This window comes from Paracoccus sp. C2R09, assembly GCF_018860625.1.
GTDB lineage: Bacteria > Pseudomonadota > Alphaproteobacteria > Rhodobacterales > Rhodobacteraceae > Paracoccus.
Map to the genome: position 1 here is coordinate 1 of NZ_JAHKQB010000027.1, position 15,599 is coordinate 15,599.

Sequence of the window (15,599 nt, forward strand, 5' to 3'; positions counted from 1 at the left end):
AAACCCGGAGCGGTTCAGTATGTTCGGGTCTGCCGGAGGAATCTGATCCCGCCAGAAGCGATAGACGAGTTTCTTGAGCGGAATACCGTGGCTCCCCTCGATCGCAGGAGCCTAGGTGATGCTGATGATTGAACTGATGTCCGCCCATGAACTTGCGACGCGTCTAGGATTCGCGAACTCCAGCGGACCTTTCCGGAATTTCTGCGCACGCGTCGGTATCCAGCCGATCCGCCGCAAGCCACACTACTTCGACCCCGTTCACGTTCGATTCCAGCTGGACAAGGCCCAGCACATCCCGCCCCACCCCGCAGAAGGTGAGCGCAAAGAGACTGGGCTGGTGGCTCAGCGGAGGTTACGCCGTGCGCAGCAGTGACTTGCCGAAAGGGATGCATCGAGTTCGGCGCAAAGTCTCAGCAGGCTATAAGTATCATTTCTATGCTTGGCGCGGCGGCCCGAAGTTCTGGGAGGACATGGCGCGCACTCCTCGCGTGCCTGACTTTTTCCAAGCCTTTGCTGCGAGCACTTCAAAGCCAAAGCAGCATGCGCATTTGGTGGCGCAGCTTGTTGACGAGTTCCTGAGCAGCGACGCGATGCCTCCAAAGGCTCGCTCGCGGGAAGATGTCGAGCTCTGGGTGAAGCGTTTCCAGGTCGAGTTTGGTGAGGATCCGGTCGCAATGTTCGAAGAACCTGCGTCTCGGGCGGAGTTTAACGCTTGGCGGAAGCGTTGGATACATTCACCGAAGCAGTATGACATGGCGGGAACTCACGCCGTCAAACTCCTAAACTGGGCTGTCAGTGAAGGACGGATCAAGGAGCACCACTGTAATCGTCTGAAGAAGCTCTACTCCTCAAATCGTAGCGAGATTGTATGGACCCCGGCAGACATTGCGGCATTCAAGAAGGTGGCGCCGAGTTGGGTGCAGCGCATCCTGTTGTTGGGCTGTGAGACCGGACTGCGAGTGTCAGACCTAGTGGAGGTTCGGATTGATCACTTCGAAGATACCAGGTCTGGGAAACGCCTGCGCTTCAAGACAGGCAAGCGTGGCTGGGTTGCTTATATACCCGTGACTACTGGCTTGGCGGAGCTGGTCGAAGCGACGCCAGCAGGCCAAGAGACACTTCTTGTCAGCCAGCTTGGCCATCAACTATCTGCTCGCTGGGCCTCCAACCAGATCACTAAGTGGCGGCGCGAAGCCAAGATACCACCTTGGGAAGATGGCCGCGAGAAAACGTTAGCCGACACACGGGGCACAGCGGCTACTCGCTTGCTCAATGCGGACCTCTCCCTACGCCAGATTGCAACCTTGATGGGGTGGTCTGTCCGCTATGCATCGCAAGTCATCGAAATTTACGCTCGCGTTAGTCCAGACGAAAGTGACGAGGTAAGCGGGAAGCTTGAGCGAGCCAAACAGCAAGAAAATTTGCGATGAATGTAAACGCATATGTAAACGGCAGGGCCGCTACACTGAAAGGGGTGACGCAAGTGCTTGAAGATAAATGGAGGTGGGTACCGGAATCGAACCGGTCTTCACGGATTTGCAATCCGGTGCGTAACCTCTCCGCCAACCCACCGCCGTCGAGAGTGGCAGCCAGATAACCCATCGCCGCAGGACGCGCAAGACGTGATCGTGCGGCGGGCGGGTCCATGTGCGACGTTGCCCAGTCACCCCAAACATGGCAATAAGCGATGATGTAAGCCCGAGCAGAGGTTCCCCAAGGATGACCGATTTCGCCACGCGCCGCACGATGATGGTTGATACGCAGGTCCGCCCAAACGATGTCTTCAGCTTTCCGGTGCTGGACGCGATGCTGATCGTCCCGCGCGAGGATTTCGTGCCGGCCTCCAAGCGCGGCATCGCCTATCTGGGCGAGAACATGCGCATCTCCGAGGATCGGGTGATGCTGGAGCCGCGCACCGTGGGCAAGATGCTGGATGCGCTGGACGTGCAGCCCGACGACATGGTGCTCGATCTGGGCTGCGGGCTGGGCTATACCGCCGCGCTGATCGCCCGCATGGCCGAGGCGGTCGTCGCGATCGAGGACAGCGAGGAACTGGCATCCGAGGCCGAACGCTGCCTGACCGAGGCCGGGATCTTCAACGTCGCCGTCCTGCAGGCCGCCCTGACCGAAGGCGCCCCCAAGCAGGGGCCGTTCGACGCCATCCTGATCGAAGGCGCGGTCGAGGAGATCCCGGCGGGCATTCTCGATCAGCTGAACGAGGGCGGGCGCATCGTCGCGCTGTTCCGCGAAGGGTCGCTGGGCGTGGTCCGCATGGGCCTGATGCGCAACGGTCATGTCAGCTGGCGATATCTTTTCAACGCGAATGCCCCGCTGCTGCCGGGATTCGTTCGGGAACGGGGGTTCTCGCTGTGATGGGAATGAAGCGCATCGCCGCGGCTGCCATCCTGACGCTGGTCGCGACCGTGCCCGCGCGGGCCGAGAGCCTGGCCGACACCATGGTCGCCGCCTATCGCCATTCGGCCCTGCTGGACCAGAACCGCGCCGTCCTGCGCGCCGCCGACGAAGATGTCGCGGATGCCGTTTCGGCGCTGCGCCCGGTCGTGCAATGGGTGGCCGAATACGGGGCCCTTCGGACCGAAGGGATCACGACGACGCACCAGACCTCGCTCGATCTGAACTTCTCGATGACGCTCTATGATTTCGGGCGTTCGCAGCTGGCCATCGACGCGGCCAAGGAGCAGGTGCTGGCGACGCGCCAGGCGCTGGTCTCGGTCGAGCAGCAGGTGCTGTTCGATGCGGCAAGCGCCTATTTCGGCGTGCGCGAGGCCTTGCAGCAGGTCGCGCTGCAGCAGAACTCGGTCGAGGTTCTGACCCGCGAACGGCAGGCCGCGCAGGATCGCTTCGACGTGGGCGAGATCACCGTCACGGACGTGGCACTGGCCGATGCGCAGCTGGCCGCGACGCGTGCCACGCTGGCATCCGCCCAGGGTGATCTGGAGATCGCCCGAGAGGCCTACATGCTGGTCACCGGCGCCATGCCGCAGAACCTGTCGGCACCGCCCGCGCTGCCGAACCTGCCGGCGGACCTGAACCAGGCCCGCGGCATCGCGCAGCGCACCCATCCCTCGATCCTGCAGGCGCAACGCACCGCCGCCGCGGCCGAACTGGGGGTCGCGGCCGCCGCCGCCGAACGCAATCCGGAACTGACGGGCACGGCCAATGTCGGCGTGACGCGCGCGCCTGCCAGCACACTGACGCCGGGTCGGCAGGTCAGCTCCAACAGTTCGGGGTTCGGGCTGACGCTCAGCCAGACGATCTATTCCGGCGGTGCGCTGTCGGCGGCGCATCGCAAGGCCATGGCGCAGCGCGACGAGGCCCGTGCCGCCCTGCTGAACGGGGCCCGCCAGATCAGCCAGACCGTGGGCGAGGCCTGGGCCAATATCGACGTGGCACGCGCGCAGATCGGGGCGATCGAGCAGCAGATCCGCGCCGCGCAGCAGGCCTATGACGGTGTGCGCGAAGAGGCGCTTCTGGGTGCGCGCACCACGCTGGACGTGCTGGATGCGGAACAATCGCTTCTCGAGGCGCGGGCCGACCGGATCTCGGCCGAGTCCAATCTGCAATTAGCGCATTATCAACTTATGGGCGCTATGGGTTTGTTGACGGTAGAAAACCTGAAACTGGGGGTTCCGACCTATGACCCATCGCAATACTACAACGCCGTGCGCGACGCGCCCTTCACCAGCAAGCAGGGCGAGCGTCTGGACCGCGTCCTGCGCGCCATCGGGCGCGACTGACAGACAGGCGGGACCGCAATGAGCGGGCCCGTCCGCCACCCGCAGGCGTTCAGCGACGCCGCCGCCGTATCGGCAGGGGACGCGCAGGCGATCCGCAGCCAAATCGGCACAACGATCCGATCGATTCGCGACATGCTGGACAGCGGTGAGCTGCCCGAACCGCTGCCGCACGAACCGCTGCCGCACAAGCCCGCGCCCCGGATGGTGCGCCCCGGCCCGATCCGTGCCTGGCGCGACCGGATCGCCATGCGGATGCGCCCCCCTGTGCAGGATGTGCCTGAACCCGCGGCCCCGCCTGCGCCCATCGTGATCCAGATGCCCGCCGAGGCGCCGCAGGTCGAACCGGTCGTCATGGCCGTGCTGACGGACCCTGCGCTGGCCACGCAGCTGACCGAACTGGTCCGCGAGGAGCTGGAGGGAGAGATGGGCCAGCGGTTCTCGGCCAATCTGCGCGCCCTTGTCCGGCGCGAGATCGCGGTGGCCGAGGAACGCGCCCTGATCGGCTGAGCGTCAGTTCAGGTAATCGGTGGGGTCGCGGCTGTCGAAGCCGTTGCGGACCTCGAAATGGACCGAGCCGCCACTGCCCGCCTTGCCGATCCCCTGGCCCGCCTGCACGCTGTCGCCCTTGGCCACGCTGACATCGTCGAGGCCCGCATAGACGGTCATCAGATCGCCGTCGTGACGGACCACGACGATGGGCGTGCCCTCGGTGTCGCGGGTGATCGCGGCCACGGTGCCGTTGCCCGCCGCATTCACCGCCGTGCCCACCGGGGCCGCGATGTCGATGCCGTCGTTCTTGCCCTTCTCGTAATCGCGGATGATCGAGCCGGCGACCGGCATGGCGAAGCGGCCGCTGCCCGAGGCGGCGGTGCGCGTCGCGCCCAGATCCGTCCGGGGCGCTTCGGGGGGCGGTTCGGATGCGGGGGCCGTCTCCTCGTCGGGCAGGGGGGCCGCGGCCGATGGCGGGACCGGCGTCGGCGTGCCCTCGCCCGGGCGGGTGTTGCCGCTGGCAGGGGCGTTCTGGCCGGGTTTGGGAATGATCAGGCGCTGTCCCGGATGCAGGGCCATGTTCGCGGGCAGCCCGTTCCAGGACGCCAGATCCTGGACCGAGATGTCGTATTTGCGCGCGATCGACCAAGCCGTCTCGCCCTTGGCAACCACGTGGTTGCGGGGTGCGGTGTCGGTCGCGCGGGTGGCATTGCCCGCCTGGCCCGCGAAGGGGTCGGTCACGGTGGCAGTGCCTGGGGCGGTGCCTGGTGCGGCGGCCTGTGCCGTGGCCACGGCCTGCGGCAGGACCAGCACGGCCCCGGCATTCAGGGGGGCATCGACGGGCAGGGCGTTATGGGCCGCCAGACGCGCGGCATCTATGCCCAGCCGTGCTGCGACCGTTGCGGGCGTGTCGCCGCCATTGGCCAGCGCGACCTGTCCGTTCTGGAAGGTGATGACGCCACGGCTGTCGGGTGCGGGACGTGCGGCGGCCTGTGCGGCCGCGCCTCTGGTATCCAGCCCGCCGGCCCCGATGATGCCCCGCAGATCGGGGTCGAAGCTGCCATTCGCGCATGCACCCACGGCCATCAGCGCCAGAAGCGCCGCGCCGGTCCGGGATCTTGGTATGCCCATCGTTCTTGCCCCTTTGCCTGCATGCCTGCCGGGGGTCATGTCTGGCCCAACCCCTCGACCAGCGGCACGAACCGCACCTGCCGCAATTCGTCGTAATCGAAGCCGGTTTCCGTCCGGCTGACGCGGATCAGCGTCTGCACCGCGTCCGACTGTCCGACAGGCACCACCATGATACCCCCGATCTTCAGCTGCGCCAACAGCGGACCGGGCGGATCCTCGGCGGCGGCGGTCACGAGGATGCGGTCGAAGGGGGCCTGATCGGGCAGGCCGCGCGATCCGTCCGCCATCTGCGCCACGATGTTGTGCAGCCCCAGTTCCGCGAACACGGCCTCGGCCTCTTGCACGAGGCGGCGATGACGATCCACCGTGTAGATGCGGCGGCACAGCCCCGACAGGACCGCCGCCTGGTATCCCGACCCTGTCCCGATTTCCAGCACGGTGTCGCGCGGCCCGACCGCCAGCGCCTGCGTCATCAGCCCCACCACGGATGGCTGGCTGATCGTCTGGCCGCAGGGGATGGGCAGGGGAGTGTCCTCGTAGGCGCGATCCGCGAACTGTCCCTTGACGAACAGGCCGCGGTCGATCCGTTCCATCGCGGCCAGGACGCGCGGATCGGTCACCCCGCGCGACCGCAGCTGGAAGAGGAAGCGCATCTTGCGCTCGGCCTCGTCCTCGGGCAGCGGGCCGCTCATCCGGCGGTCCGTTTCAAGGGCGTGGCATCCAGCGCCCGCGACAGCCCGTCCAGCGAGGCATGGCAGGTCAGGTCCGCGCGCATCGGCGTGACCGAGACGAAGCCGTCCATGTTGACCGCCACGTCGCTGCCTTCGGTCGCGGGAACCTGCTGCGACCCACCACGCACCCACATGAAGCGCCGCCCGTTCGGCGCGACATAGGGTTCGACGCCAAAGCGCGACCCGCGGCGGCGGCCCTGCGGGACCACCCGCAACCCGCGGATGTCGGATGCCTGAACAGGGGGGAAGTTGATATTGTAGAACAGCCTGAAATCCGCATCCGACGTCCAGTCGCCGTGATCGAGGATCTGGCGGATGACGGAGGCGCCGGTCAGGCGTGCGCCCTCGAACGGATCGTCCAGCACGGCGGTCTCGGGGCCCATGTATTGCGACAGGGCGATTGCGGGCATGCCCTGCAGCGCCGCCTCCATCGCGCCGCCGATGGTGCCCGAATACATCGCGTTCTCGCCCGAATTGTTGCCGCGGTTCACGCCCGACAGGACCAGGTCGGGCAGATCGTCCTTCATGATGTCGCCAAGCGCCGCCAGCACGCAATCGGCGGGGCTGCCTTCGGCCGCGAAGCGTCGGGGCGCCAGTTCCGCGATCATGGTGGGGTGGCTGTAGCTGATGCAATGGGCGACGCCCGACTGCTCGAAGGCGGGGGCGACGGTCCAGACCTCGCCCTCCGGGCCCGCAAGCTGGGTGGCGATCTGTTCCAGCACCTGCAATCCGGGTGCGTTGATGCCGTCGTCATTGGTGATGAGAATGCGCATCGGGTCCCCCGGGAAAGATATGCGTCGGGGGCCAATCCGCCGCCGCGCGATCGTGATCCGTAACGATTAGCCGCGCGGGCATTGCGCTTCAACCCGTAGCCGCGTGGCGATCATGGTTAATGCGGGCGACCGTGGGGGCGGGAATGCGAAAGCGGTTTGACGATGCCGCGTCCCCGCGTCATCCTGAGCGGTGAAAAGGACGGGCCGCGCGGATGCAGATCTACCTTCCCATTGCCGAGGTCTCGGTCAACGCCTTCACGCTGACGGGGCTTGGCGGGCTGGTCGGCGTCATGAGCGGCCTTTTCGGCGTGGGCGGGGGCTTCCTCATCACGCCGCTTTTGTTCTTCATCGGCATTCCCCCGGCCATCGCGGTGGCCACGGGGTCGAACCAGGTGGTGGCATCCTCTGTCTCCGGCGTTCTGGCGCATATGAAGCGCAAGACGGTCGATTTCCGCATGGGGGGCGTGCTGCTTGTGGGCGGCCTTGTCGGGTCGGGGCTGGGGGTGCTGGTCTTCACCATCCTGCAGCGCATCGGCCAGGTCGAGCTGGTCGTCCAGCTCTGCTATGTCGTGTTCCTCGGCCTGATCGGCGGCATGATGCTGCAGGAAAGCGTCCGCGCCCTGTCGCGGTCGCGCAATGCGACGGGGGGCAGGCGAAGGTCGCATCAGCACAGCTGGATCCATCGCTGGCCCTTCAAGGTCAAGTTCCGGACCTCGGGGCTGTATATCAGCGTCATCCCGCCCCTGCTGGTGGGCGTGGCCGTGGGCGTCCTGGCCGCGATCATGGGGGTGGGCGGCGGCTTCATCATGGTGCCCGCGATGATCTATCTTCTGGGGATGCCGACCAAGGTCGTGGTGGGAACCTCGCTGTTCCAGATCACCTTCGTGACGGCCTTCACCACGCTGATGCATGCGGTGAACTACAACACGGTCGACGTGATGCTGGCGGTGTTGCTGATCGTGGGCGGCGTGATCGGCGCACAGATCGGCACAACGCTGGGGGCCAGGCTGCGGGCCGAACAGCTGCGCATCCTGCTGGCGCTGCTGGTGCTGGCGGTCTGCGGCAAGCTGGCGCTGGACCTGTTCCTGACGCCGGACGATCTGTTCTCGATCGCGACGGGGGCGGGGTGATGCGCGCGCTGATCGTCGCGCTTGCGATCCTGGCGGGCGGGCCGGCGCTGGGGCAGGGGGCCGGCTCCACCGTTCCCGAAACCGGGGGCATCCTGCCCACCGACGAGATGGGCTGGCCGCTGTTTCCCGATCCGGGCCAACCCCGCAGCCCGATCGAGGCCGAGGAACGCGCCATGGGCGAGCAGGTCGTGGCGGGCCTGTCCAACGCATCCGTGTCGATCACCACCAGCTTCGACGGGTCCGAGATCCTGATCTATGGCGCCGTCAAGCGCGAGGAGCCCATGCCCGAAGGCGATCTGGACGTGATCGTCACCATCGAGGCCCCGTCCCAACCCGCTACGATCTGGCAAAAGCAGCGCCGCTTCGGGATCTGGGTCAATACCGAGAGCGTGCGCATCGGCGCGGCCCCCAGCTTCTATGCGGTGGCGACCTCGGGGCCCCTGGACGAGATCCTCGACCCCGCCTGGGACAGCCGCTTCCGCATTTCCCTGCCGCAGGCGCTGCGGGCCTTCGCGGGCACGCCGGACGTGGTCGATACCCGCCCCTTCACCGAGGCGATGATCCGCCTGCGCCGTCAGAACGGCCATTACCGCCTGCAGGAATCCAGCGTCACCCTGGTCGAGGACACGCTGTTCCGCACCGATATCCGCCTGCCCGCCAACCTGATCGAGGGCGATTACAAGACCCGCATCTTCCTGCTGCGCGACGGGCGGGTCATCGACGTCTATCGTGCCGGGATCGAGGTGCGGAAGGTCGGGGTGGAACGCTGGCTCTACAACCTCGCCTTCGAGCAGCCGCTTCTCTACGGGTTGATGTCGCTGGCGGTCGCGGTCGCGGCGGGCTGGGGGGCATCCGCCGCGTTCCGCAGGCTCAGGCGCAGCTGATCAGTTCGGCCTGGCGCACGATCACCTCGGCCTGCTTGATCGATGCGATATCGACCAGTCGCCCCTTGTAGACCGTGGCCCCCGCGCCGCTGGCCTTGGCCTCCTCCATCGCGGACAGGATCTCGCGCGCCTCGGTGACGGCGGCGTCGCTGGGGGAAAACACCTCGTTCGCAAGGGCGATCTGGCTGGGATGGATGGCCCATTTGCCGACCATGCCAAGCGTCGCGGATCGCCGTGCCTGCGCGACATAGCCGTCGGGGTCGCTGAAATCACCGAATGGGCCGTCCACCGGCAGCAGCCCGTGCGTGCGGCAGGCGGCCACGATCTTGGCCTGCACCCAGTGCCAGGGATCGGGCCAGTATTTCTGGCCTTCGCGGATCATGTAGTAATCTTCCTGCGTGCCGCCGATGCCGGTGGTGGCCATGCCCATCGAGGCCGCGAAATCGGCCGCGCCCAGGCTGATCGCCCGCATCCGGGGCGAGGCCGCCGCGATCTCCTCGACATGGCAGATGCCGGCGGCGCTTTCGATGATCACCTCGAAATCGATGGGCTTCTGGCGCCCCTTGGCACGTTCGACCGCCGTGACCAGCGCATCCACGGCATAGATGTCGGATGCGTTTCCGACCTTGGGGATCATGATCTGGTCGATCCGGTCGCCCGCCTGTTCCAGCAGATCGACCACGTCGCGATACCAATAGGGGGTGTCCAGCCCGTTGATGCGCACCGACAGCGTCTTGTCGCCCCAATCCACGTCCCCGATCGCCTGCACGATATTCGCGCGGGCCTGCGCCTTGTCGTCGGGCGCGACCGAATCCTCGAGGTCGAGATTGATCACGTCGGCCTCGGACCGGGCCATCTTCTCGAACAGGGCGGTGCGGGAACCGGGGCCGAAAAGCTGGCAGCGGTTCAGGCGGGCCGGGGGTGCGGGCTGCAGGCGAAAGCTCATCACTGGGTCCAGTTCATAAAGTTTGCATGGCTTCCTAAGCAATAATGTTGCGCTGCGGATGCATCAAGCGTTTTCCTGCACCGCAGCATGCTTGACCTGCCGCATCTTTGGGCGCAGGACCGCGCGCGAACGCGGATGGCAAGGAGGCACGCGATGTCGCGCATTGTTTATGTGAACGGAACCTATCTGCCCGAGGGCGAGGCCAGCGTGTCCGTCTTCGATCGCGGCTTCCTGATGGCCGACGGCGTCTACGAGGTGGTCAGCGTGCTGGGCGGCAAGCTGATCGATTTCGACGGCCACATGGTGCGGCTGAAGCGGTCGCTGTCGGAACTGCAGATCGCCAATCCGCTGAGCGACGACGCGTATCTGGAGGCCCATCGCGCCCTGCTGAAGAAGAACGGGATCGAGGACGGCCTCGTCTATCTGCAGGTGACGCGCGGCAATCCGGGCGACCGCGATTTCGCCTATCCCTCGGCCGAGGTGACGCCGACGGTGGTGATGTTCACCCAGTCGAAGCCGGGCCTGGCCGACAGCCCCGCCGCCAAGACCGGCTGGCGCATCGTCAGCGTCGAGGATCTGCGTTGGGGCCGCCGCGACATCAAGACCGTGCAGCTGCTCTATCCCTCGATGGCCAAGATGGAGGCCAAGGCGCGCGGCGTGGACGATGCGTGGCTGGTCGAGGATGGCCGCGTCACCGAAGGCACCTCGAACAACGCCTATATCGTGAAGGGCGGCACCATCGTCACCCGTGAACTGAGCCACGACATCCTGCATGGCATCACGCGGGCCGCGGTGCTGCGCTTTGCCGCCGAGGCGCAGATGAAGGTCGAGGAACGCAGCTTCACCATCGAGGAGGCGCAGGAGGCCGACGAGGCCTTCGTGACCTCGGCTTCGGCCTTCGTCATGCCCGTGGTCGAGATCGACGGCGCGAAGATCGGTTCGGGCACGCCCGGTCCCGTGGCGGCCCGCCTGCGCGAGATCTATCTCGAGGAAAGCCGCAAACTGGGCGTCTGAGCCCCTAGAGCCCGCTGTCTGCCAGCACCCGTTCGATGACGGGCGCAAGGCGGCGGGCCCATTCCACCTGCCCCTCCGGGGTGGCGATCAGATCGTTGCGGAGCTCGATCAGCAGGTTCGGACGACCCTGTTCCAGCGCATGACGGTCGATGGAATCGCCGTCCAGATGACCGCTGTAGGGTTCGTTCTGCCCGGTGATCCAGCCTTCGTCGCGGCAGGCCTGCACCATCGCGGGCCCCAGCCGCGCATCGCGGTGGCTGTAGAGGATGCCGACCTGCCAGGGCCGGGGCGGACGGCCGCGCAACTGCGGGGTGAAGCTGTGGACCGCGCAGATGCAGCGCGCCGGATGCCTGTCGGCAAGGCAGCTCAGCGCATCGTGATAGGGGCGGTGCAGCAGCTGCAGCCGCCTTTCGCGCTCGGCCGCGTCGGCGTGGCGATTGGCGGGAATCACCGTCCCGTCATAGAGCCGCATCAGCAGGGTCGGATCGTCCTCGCCCCGGTTCGGATCGATCACGAGCCGTGAAAAATCCGAGAGGATCGCGGGCGCGTCCATGATCCGCGCAAGCTGGCGCGTCAGGCCCGCTGCCCCCACGTCGAAGGCGATATGGCGGTCCATGTCGTCCCGCGCGATGCCCAGATCGCCGCCGCCGACCCAGCCGGGAACGCGGTTCGTGGCGTGGTCGCAGGTGATCAGCCAGCGCGAGGGGCGGTCCGCGCCCTCGACGTGATAGGGGGTGTCCGTCATGCCTTGGTCATCCATCATGATGCAGGTTGTCTACGACGTCGCGCCGCCATACGCCAGTTGCCGACACGCAATGATTGCGGCATAGATAGCGCTAAATTCGAGAAGGGACGGGATATGAGAAGACATCGCAACGTGAAGATCGTGGCTACCCTCGGGCCGGCGTCCTCGACCAAGGAAATGATCTCGGCCCTGTTCGAGGCGGGCGCGGACGTGTTCCGCCTGAACATGAGCCATGGCAGCCACGAGGATCACCGCGAGCGTTACGACATCATTCGCCAGATCGAGGCCGAGGCCGGTCGCCCCATCGCCGTGCTGGCCGACCTTCAGGGTCCGAAGCTGCGCGTGGGCAAGTTCGCGGACGGCCCGCACGACCTGACGCCGGGCGACAGCTTCCGCTTCGACCTGGACGACGCACCGGGCAACGGCCAGCGCGTGCAGCTGCCCCACCCCGAGATCTTCGCCGCCCTGATCGAGGGCAGCGAGCTGCTGGTCAATGACGGCAAGATCCGCCTGCGCGTGGACGAATGCGGCGCCGATTTCGCCAATTGCACCGTCACCGTCGGCGGCGCGATCAGCGACCGCAAGGGCGTGAACGTGCCCGACGTGGTGCTGCCGCTGGCCGCGCTGTCGGACAAGGACCGCGCCGATCTGGAATTCGCCTGCGAACTGGGCGCCGACTGGCTGGCCCTGTCCTTCGTGCAGCGCGCCGAGGATGTCGAGGAGGCCAAGGCGCTTGCCCGCGGTCGCGCCGCCGTCCTGTCCAAGATCGAGAAGCCGGCCGCCGTGCGCGCCTTCGACGAGATCCTCGAGGCATCCGACGGCATCATGGTCGCCCGCGGCGATCTGGGGGTCGAGCTGCCCGTGCATTCGGTGCCGCCGATCCAGAAGCGCCTGGTCCGCAAGTGCCGCGCCGCCGCCAAGCCGGTGATCGTGGCCACCCAGATGCTGGAATCCATGATCGAGAGCCCGATGCCCACCCGCGCCGAGGTCAGCGACGTGGCAAACGCCATCTACGAGGGCACCGATGCGGTCATGCTGTCGGCCGAAAGCGCCGCCGGCGATTTCCCGATCGAGGCCGTGCGCACCATGGACAGCGTCGCCCGTTCGGTCGAGGCCGATCCGAACTATCGCTCGATCATCGACGCGGCGCGTCGCGCAAGCCTGTCCACCGTGCCGGACGCCATCGTGACCGCCGCGCGCGAGATCGCCGAGACGACCGATGTGGCCTCGATCTGCGTGTTCACCCAGTCGGGCAAGACCGTCAGCCTGGTCGCGCGCGAACGTCCTCGCGTGCCGATCCTGGCCATGTCGCCCATCGAGACCGTGCTGCGCCGCATGTGCCTGACCTGGGGGACGCATTGCGTCGTCACGGGCCGCCTGTCGCGCTTCAAGGAGGCGGTGGTCAACGCGACCCGCGCCGCGCGCGATTACGGCTTTGCCGATGAGACGCGCCAGGTCGTGGTCGTCGCGGGCGTGCCCTTCAACGTGGCCGGTTCGACGAACATCCTGCGCATCGCCCCCTGTGACGAGCGTCTGATCTTCGCCTCGGATCCGGAATGAGCCTGCCCGCCATCCTGCTGGTGATCGGGGTCGCGCTCTGCGTGGCCTCGGTCGTGCTGGCGGTCGTCCAGCTGCTGCGGCTGCAGCCGCCGCGCCTGGCCGTCCTGGCGCTGGTCGCGGGCATCCTTGCGCTGTTCGCGGGCGCGCAGTTGCAGCCCGGTCCGTTCAGCCCTTCTGACGTGGCCACCGCCTTCGGTTCGGTTCTGCCGCAAAAGGCCGACTGACCACTTGCCAAAACCCCGGCACGCGCTTATACGGCGCGCTTCCGATCCCGTGCGTCCGGCCGATATGGCATTGCCGAGTCGCACGTTCACTCTGATGAAGGAGATGAAAATGCCGAAGATGAAGACCAAGTCGGCCGCCAAGAAGCGGTTCTCGTTCACGGCCTCGGGCAAGGTGAAATCCGGCCAGGCCGGCAAGCGCCACGGCATGATCAAGCGCACGACGAAGTTCATTCGCGATGCGCGCGGCACCACCGTCCTGTCGGACGCGGATGCCAACATCGTCAAGAAGTACATGCCCTACAACCGCTGATCGAGGACTGAAACATGGCACGAGTCAAATCCGGCAAGGTTACCCACGCCCGCCACAAGAAGGTCCTGAAGGCTGCCAAAGGTTACTACGGTAACCGTTCGCGCAACTTCCGCACCGCCACGCAGGCCGTCGACAAGGCGAACCAGTACGCCACCCGCGACCGCAAGAACCGCAAGCGCAGCTTCCGCTCGCTGTGGATCCAGCGGATCAACGCAGGTGTCCGTGCGATCGACGCCGAGATGACCTATTCGCGCTTCATCAACCTGCTGTCGAAAGCCGGCATCGAGGTTGACCGCAAGGTTCTGGCCGATCTGGCCGTGAACGAGCCCGAAGCGTTCGGCGCGATCGTCGAGAAGGCGAAAGCCGCAGCCTGATCCGATCGGGTTCGCAATTCAGGGGAAGGCCCGCGCAGCGATGCGCGGGCCTTCTTCCGTTCGGGGCCTTTGCGACATCATGCCCCGCCCGACAGGCTTGCCCGGCACCCCGCGCGACCCTAGCCTGCGCGCATGGAAGCAGGTCCCAGCAGCACACGAACCGTCCGGGGCGAACCCGTCCGCGTCCCCCTGGCGATGCGGCCCCTGGGGCTGTGGGGCACGGCGATGACCGCGCGCCGCAACGTGCTGGAACTGATCCCCGCCATCGCCACGCGCCAGCCCATCGTGTCCGGCACCACCGGCCTGCGCTGGCACATGGTCATGGACCCCGCCAGCCTGCGCCGCATCCTCAAGGAGCGGGTCGAGGATTATCCGAAATCCACCACGACCAAGCTGATCCTGGAACCGGCCATCGGCGACAGCCTGTTCGTGGCCGAGGGCGCGCATTGGCGCTGGCAGCGTCGCGCGGCCGCGCCCGCCTTCTCCAGCCGCAATGTCGAGGCGCTGGCCCCCGTGATGACCGCCGCGGCCGAGGCATCGTGCCGCCGCATCGCCGCCGCCCCCGGCGCGATGGACATCTTCGAGGAAACGGTCGCGGCAACCTTCGAGGTGATCTCGGACGTGACATTCTCGGGCGGGGAAGGGGCCTTCGACCGCGATGGGGTGCATGCGGCGATCGACAGCTATATCGCGCAGACGGCCAAGGTGTCGCTGATGGACGTGATGGGCCTGCCCGCATGGCTGCCGCGTCCGGGGCGGCTGTTCGCCGGGCAGGGGCTGAAGCGGATGAAGGCCATCGCGGATCGGGCCATCGCCACCCGCGCGCAGCGACCGCATCAGGGCGTGCCCGATCTTCTGGACCTGCTGCTGGGTGCCGCGGACCCTGAAACGGGCCGCGCGATGAACCCCGACGAACTGCGTGACAACCTGCTGACCTTCATCGTCGCGGGCCACGAGACGACGGCCCTGACACTGGCCTGGGCGCTCTATCTGATGGCCTTCGACCCCGGCTGGCAGGAACGTGCCGCGACCGAGTCGCGCGACCTGCTGCAGGGACGCGCCGCCACCGCCGAAGATCTGGCGCATCTGCCGATCGTCACGCGCATCGTCCACGAGACGCTGCGGCTCTATCCGCCGGCGGCGTTCCTGTCGCGCACGGCGCAGGCGCATGACAGCCTTTGCGGGCGCGAGGTGCGCCCAGGCGATACGGTGATCCTGCCCATCTACGCGCTGCACCGCCATCACCTGCTATGGGACAGGCCCGACAGCTTCGATCCCGACCGGTTCCTGCAAACGCCTGACCGGTATGCCTTTCTGCCCTTCGGCGCGGGGCCGCGCATCTGCATCGGCGCCAGCTTCGCCATGCAGGAAGCGGTGATCATCCTGGCCACGCTGTTGTCGCGCTTTCGTTTCCGCCGCGTGCCGGGCCGCGATCCCCGGCCGCGCATGATCCTGACCCTGCGCCCCGAGAACGGCGTCTGGCTGACGGCCGAGCCCCGCGACTGACGGACCTCTCGCGCTTGCGATTAC

At 66.8% G+C, this 15,599-nt stretch carries 18 protein-coding genes and 1 tRNA gene; 13 read left to right on the forward strand and 6 right to left on the reverse strand.

Annotation, left to right across the window (positions count from 1 at the left end):
- Positions 1-118 precede the first annotated feature (118 nt).
- Positions 119-373, forward strand: a complete 255-nt coding sequence (locus KO490_RS10300; protein WP_216019341.1) for a hypothetical protein — start codon at positions 119-121, stop codon at positions 371-373.
- Positions 360-1,430: a site-specific integrase gene (locus KO490_RS10305; protein ID WP_303463027.1), complete on the forward strand. Its 1,071-nt coding sequence runs from the start codon at positions 360-362 to the stop codon at positions 1,428-1,430. Before KO490_RS10300 ends, KO490_RS10305 begins: the two co-directional genes overlap by 14 nt.
- A gap of 68 nt (positions 1,431-1,498) precedes the next feature.
- Here KO490_RS10305 and KO490_RS10310 read toward each other — a convergent pair.
- Positions 1,499-1,572, reverse strand: a tRNA-Cys gene (locus KO490_RS10310).
- Positions 1,573-1,719: 147 nt separating this feature from the next.
- Here KO490_RS10310 and KO490_RS10315 point away from each other — a divergent pair.
- From KO490_RS10315 to KO490_RS10325, 3 genes are read left to right on the forward strand one after another with little or no spacing between them, the layout of a single operon-like run.
- Positions 1,720-2,373, forward strand: a complete 654-nt coding sequence (locus KO490_RS10315) for a protein-L-isoaspartate O-methyltransferase (protein ID WP_216019342.1) — start codon at positions 1,720-1,722, stop codon at positions 2,371-2,373.
- A 5-nt stretch (positions 2,374-2,378) separates the two neighbouring features.
- Positions 2,379-3,758, forward strand: coding sequence for a TolC family outer membrane protein (locus tag KO490_RS10320; protein WP_371822298.1), 1,380 nt, complete (start codon positions 2,379-2,381; stop codon positions 3,756-3,758).
- A gap of 18 nt (positions 3,759-3,776) precedes the next feature.
- Complete coding sequence (locus tag KO490_RS10325; RefSeq protein WP_216019344.1) at positions 3,777-4,265, forward strand: hypothetical protein; 489 nt, start codon at positions 3,777-3,779, stop codon at positions 4,263-4,265.
- A gap of 3 nt (positions 4,266-4,268) precedes the next feature.
- On the opposite strand, the gene KO490_RS10330 is transcribed toward KO490_RS10325, so the two are convergent.
- The 3 genes from KO490_RS10330 to surE are packed head-to-tail and all read right to left on the reverse strand — an operon-like array spanning position 4,269 to position 6,882.
- Positions 4,269-5,378 (reverse strand): LysM peptidoglycan-binding domain-containing protein, encoded by a 1,110-nt coding sequence (locus KO490_RS10330; protein ID WP_252727127.1) that lies wholly within the window; start codon positions 5,376-5,378, stop codon positions 4,269-4,271.
- A 35-nt stretch (positions 5,379-5,413) separates the two neighbouring features.
- Positions 5,414-6,070 (reverse strand): protein-L-isoaspartate(D-aspartate) O-methyltransferase, encoded by a 657-nt coding sequence (locus tag KO490_RS10335; RefSeq protein WP_216019345.1) that lies wholly within the window; start codon positions 6,068-6,070, stop codon positions 5,414-5,416.
- On the reverse strand, positions 6,067-6,882 hold the full coding sequence (gene surE / locus KO490_RS10340) for a 5'/3'-nucleotidase SurE (RefSeq protein ID WP_216019346.1): 816 nt from the start codon (positions 6,880-6,882) through the stop codon (positions 6,067-6,069). The genes KO490_RS10335 and surE overlap by 4 nt, the downstream gene beginning before the upstream one ends.
- A gap of 212 nt (positions 6,883-7,094) precedes the next feature.
- Between surE and KO490_RS10345 the strand changes: the two genes are divergently transcribed.
- Together KO490_RS10345 and KO490_RS10350 are read left to right on the forward strand one after the other, a co-directional pair.
- Positions 7,095-8,012: a sulfite exporter TauE/SafE family protein gene (locus KO490_RS10345; protein ID WP_216019347.1), complete on the forward strand. Its 918-nt coding sequence runs from the start codon at positions 7,095-7,097 to the stop codon at positions 8,010-8,012.
- Positions 8,012-8,896 (forward strand): TIGR02186 family protein, encoded by an 885-nt coding sequence (locus KO490_RS10350; RefSeq protein ID WP_368500172.1) that lies wholly within the window; start codon positions 8,012-8,014, stop codon positions 8,894-8,896. Before KO490_RS10345 ends, KO490_RS10350 begins: the two co-directional genes overlap by 1 nt.
- On the opposite strand, the gene KO490_RS10355 is transcribed toward KO490_RS10350, so the two are convergent.
- Positions 8,883-9,842, reverse strand: a complete 960-nt coding sequence (locus KO490_RS10355; RefSeq protein ID WP_216019348.1) for an L-malyl-CoA/beta-methylmalyl-CoA lyase — start codon at positions 9,840-9,842, stop codon at positions 8,883-8,885. The two genes, KO490_RS10350 and KO490_RS10355, sit on opposite strands and share 14 nt — an antisense overlap.
- A gap of 153 nt (positions 9,843-9,995) precedes the next feature.
- Between KO490_RS10355 and KO490_RS10360 the strand changes: the two genes are divergently transcribed.
- A complete protein-coding gene (locus KO490_RS10360) occupies positions 9,996-10,856 on the forward strand; it encodes a D-amino-acid transaminase (RefSeq protein ID WP_216019349.1) in 861 nt (286 codons plus the stop codon).
- Positions 10,857-10,860: 4 nt separating this feature from the next.
- Here KO490_RS10360 and KO490_RS10365 read toward each other — a convergent pair whose 3' ends face one another.
- Positions 10,861-11,601, reverse strand: coding sequence for an N-formylglutamate amidohydrolase (locus tag KO490_RS10365; RefSeq protein WP_216019350.1), 741 nt, complete (start codon positions 11,599-11,601; stop codon positions 10,861-10,863).
- A gap of 114 nt (positions 11,602-11,715) precedes the next feature.
- Between KO490_RS10365 and pyk the strand changes: the two genes are divergently transcribed.
- The 5 genes from pyk (at position 11,716) to KO490_RS10390 (ending at position 15,575) form a co-directional block, all read left to right on the forward strand.
- Positions 11,716-13,161 carry a pyruvate kinase gene (gene pyk / locus KO490_RS10370; RefSeq protein ID WP_216019351.1) on the forward strand — a complete coding sequence of 482 codons (1,446 nt, stop codon included), beginning with the start codon at positions 11,716-11,718 and terminating at the stop codon, positions 13,159-13,161.
- The gene (locus tag KO490_RS10375; RefSeq protein WP_216019352.1) at positions 13,158-13,385 is read left to right on the forward strand and encodes a hypothetical protein; all 228 of its coding nucleotides are present in this window, start codon (positions 13,158-13,160) and stop codon (positions 13,383-13,385) included. The genes pyk and KO490_RS10375 overlap by 4 nt, the downstream gene beginning before the upstream one ends.
- Before the next feature lie 109 nt (positions 13,386-13,494).
- Positions 13,495-13,695: a 50S ribosomal protein L35 gene (rpmI, locus tag KO490_RS10380; RefSeq protein ID WP_022708492.1), complete on the forward strand. Its 201-nt coding sequence runs from the start codon at positions 13,495-13,497 to the stop codon at positions 13,693-13,695.
- Positions 13,696-13,709: 14 nt separating this feature from the next.
- Positions 13,710-14,069 (forward strand): 50S ribosomal protein L20, encoded by a 360-nt coding sequence (gene rplT, locus KO490_RS10385; protein WP_216019353.1) that lies wholly within the window; start codon positions 13,710-13,712, stop codon positions 14,067-14,069.
- A 132-nt stretch (positions 14,070-14,201) separates the two neighbouring features.
- Positions 14,202-15,575, forward strand: a complete 1,374-nt coding sequence (locus KO490_RS10390; RefSeq protein ID WP_216019354.1) for a cytochrome P450 — start codon at positions 14,202-14,204, stop codon at positions 15,573-15,575.
- Positions 15,576-15,599 lie beyond the last annotated feature (24 nt).

Excerpts from the sequence above, each read along its gene's own strand:
- KO490_RS10300 (WP_216019341.1), top strand. The coding sequence starts at position 119 with ATGCTGATGATTGAACTGATGTCCGCCCATGAACTTGCGACGCGTCTA.
- KO490_RS10315 (WP_216019342.1), top strand. The coding sequence starts at position 1,720 with ATGACCGATTTCGCCACGCGCCGCACGATGATGGTTGATACGCAGGTC.
- KO490_RS10320 (WP_371822298.1), top strand. The coding sequence starts at position 2,379 with ATGAAGCGCATCGCCGCGGCTGCCATCCTGACGCTGGTCGCGACCGTG.
- KO490_RS10325 (WP_216019344.1), top strand. The coding sequence starts at position 3,777 with ATGAGCGGGCCCGTCCGCCACCCGCAGGCGTTCAGCGACGCCGCCGCC.
- KO490_RS10330 (WP_252727127.1), bottom strand. The coding sequence starts at position 5,378 with ATGGGCATACCAAGATCCCGGACCGGCGCGGCGCTTCTGGCGCTGATG.
- KO490_RS10335 (WP_216019345.1), bottom strand. The coding sequence starts at position 6,070 with ATGAGCGGCCCGCTGCCCGAGGACGAGGCCGAGCGCAAGATGCGCTTC.
- surE (WP_216019346.1), bottom strand. The coding sequence starts at position 6,882 with ATGCGCATTCTCATCACCAATGACGACGGCATCAACGCACCCGGATTG.
- KO490_RS10345 (WP_216019347.1), top strand. The coding sequence starts at position 7,095 with ATGCAGATCTACCTTCCCATTGCCGAGGTCTCGGTCAACGCCTTCACG.
- KO490_RS10350 (WP_368500172.1), top strand. The coding sequence starts at position 8,012 with ATGCGCGCGCTGATCGTCGCGCTTGCGATCCTGGCGGGCGGGCCGGCG.
- KO490_RS10355 (WP_216019348.1), bottom strand. The coding sequence starts at position 9,842 with ATGAGCTTTCGCCTGCAGCCCGCACCCCCGGCCCGCCTGAACCGCTGC.
- KO490_RS10360 (WP_216019349.1), top strand. The coding sequence starts at position 9,996 with ATGTCGCGCATTGTTTATGTGAACGGAACCTATCTGCCCGAGGGCGAG.
- KO490_RS10365 (WP_216019350.1), bottom strand. The coding sequence starts at position 11,601 with ATGACGGACACCCCCTATCACGTCGAGGGCGCGGACCGCCCCTCGCGC.
- pyk (WP_216019351.1), top strand. The coding sequence starts at position 11,716 with ATGAGAAGACATCGCAACGTGAAGATCGTGGCTACCCTCGGGCCGGCG.
- KO490_RS10375 (WP_216019352.1), top strand. The coding sequence starts at position 13,158 with ATGAGCCTGCCCGCCATCCTGCTGGTGATCGGGGTCGCGCTCTGCGTG.
- rpmI (WP_022708492.1), top strand. The coding sequence starts at position 13,495 with ATGCCGAAGATGAAGACCAAGTCGGCCGCCAAGAAGCGGTTCTCGTTC.
- rplT (WP_216019353.1), top strand. The coding sequence starts at position 13,710 with ATGGCACGAGTCAAATCCGGCAAGGTTACCCACGCCCGCCACAAGAAG.
- KO490_RS10390 (WP_216019354.1), top strand. The coding sequence starts at position 14,202 with ATGGAAGCAGGTCCCAGCAGCACACGAACCGTCCGGGGCGAACCCGTC.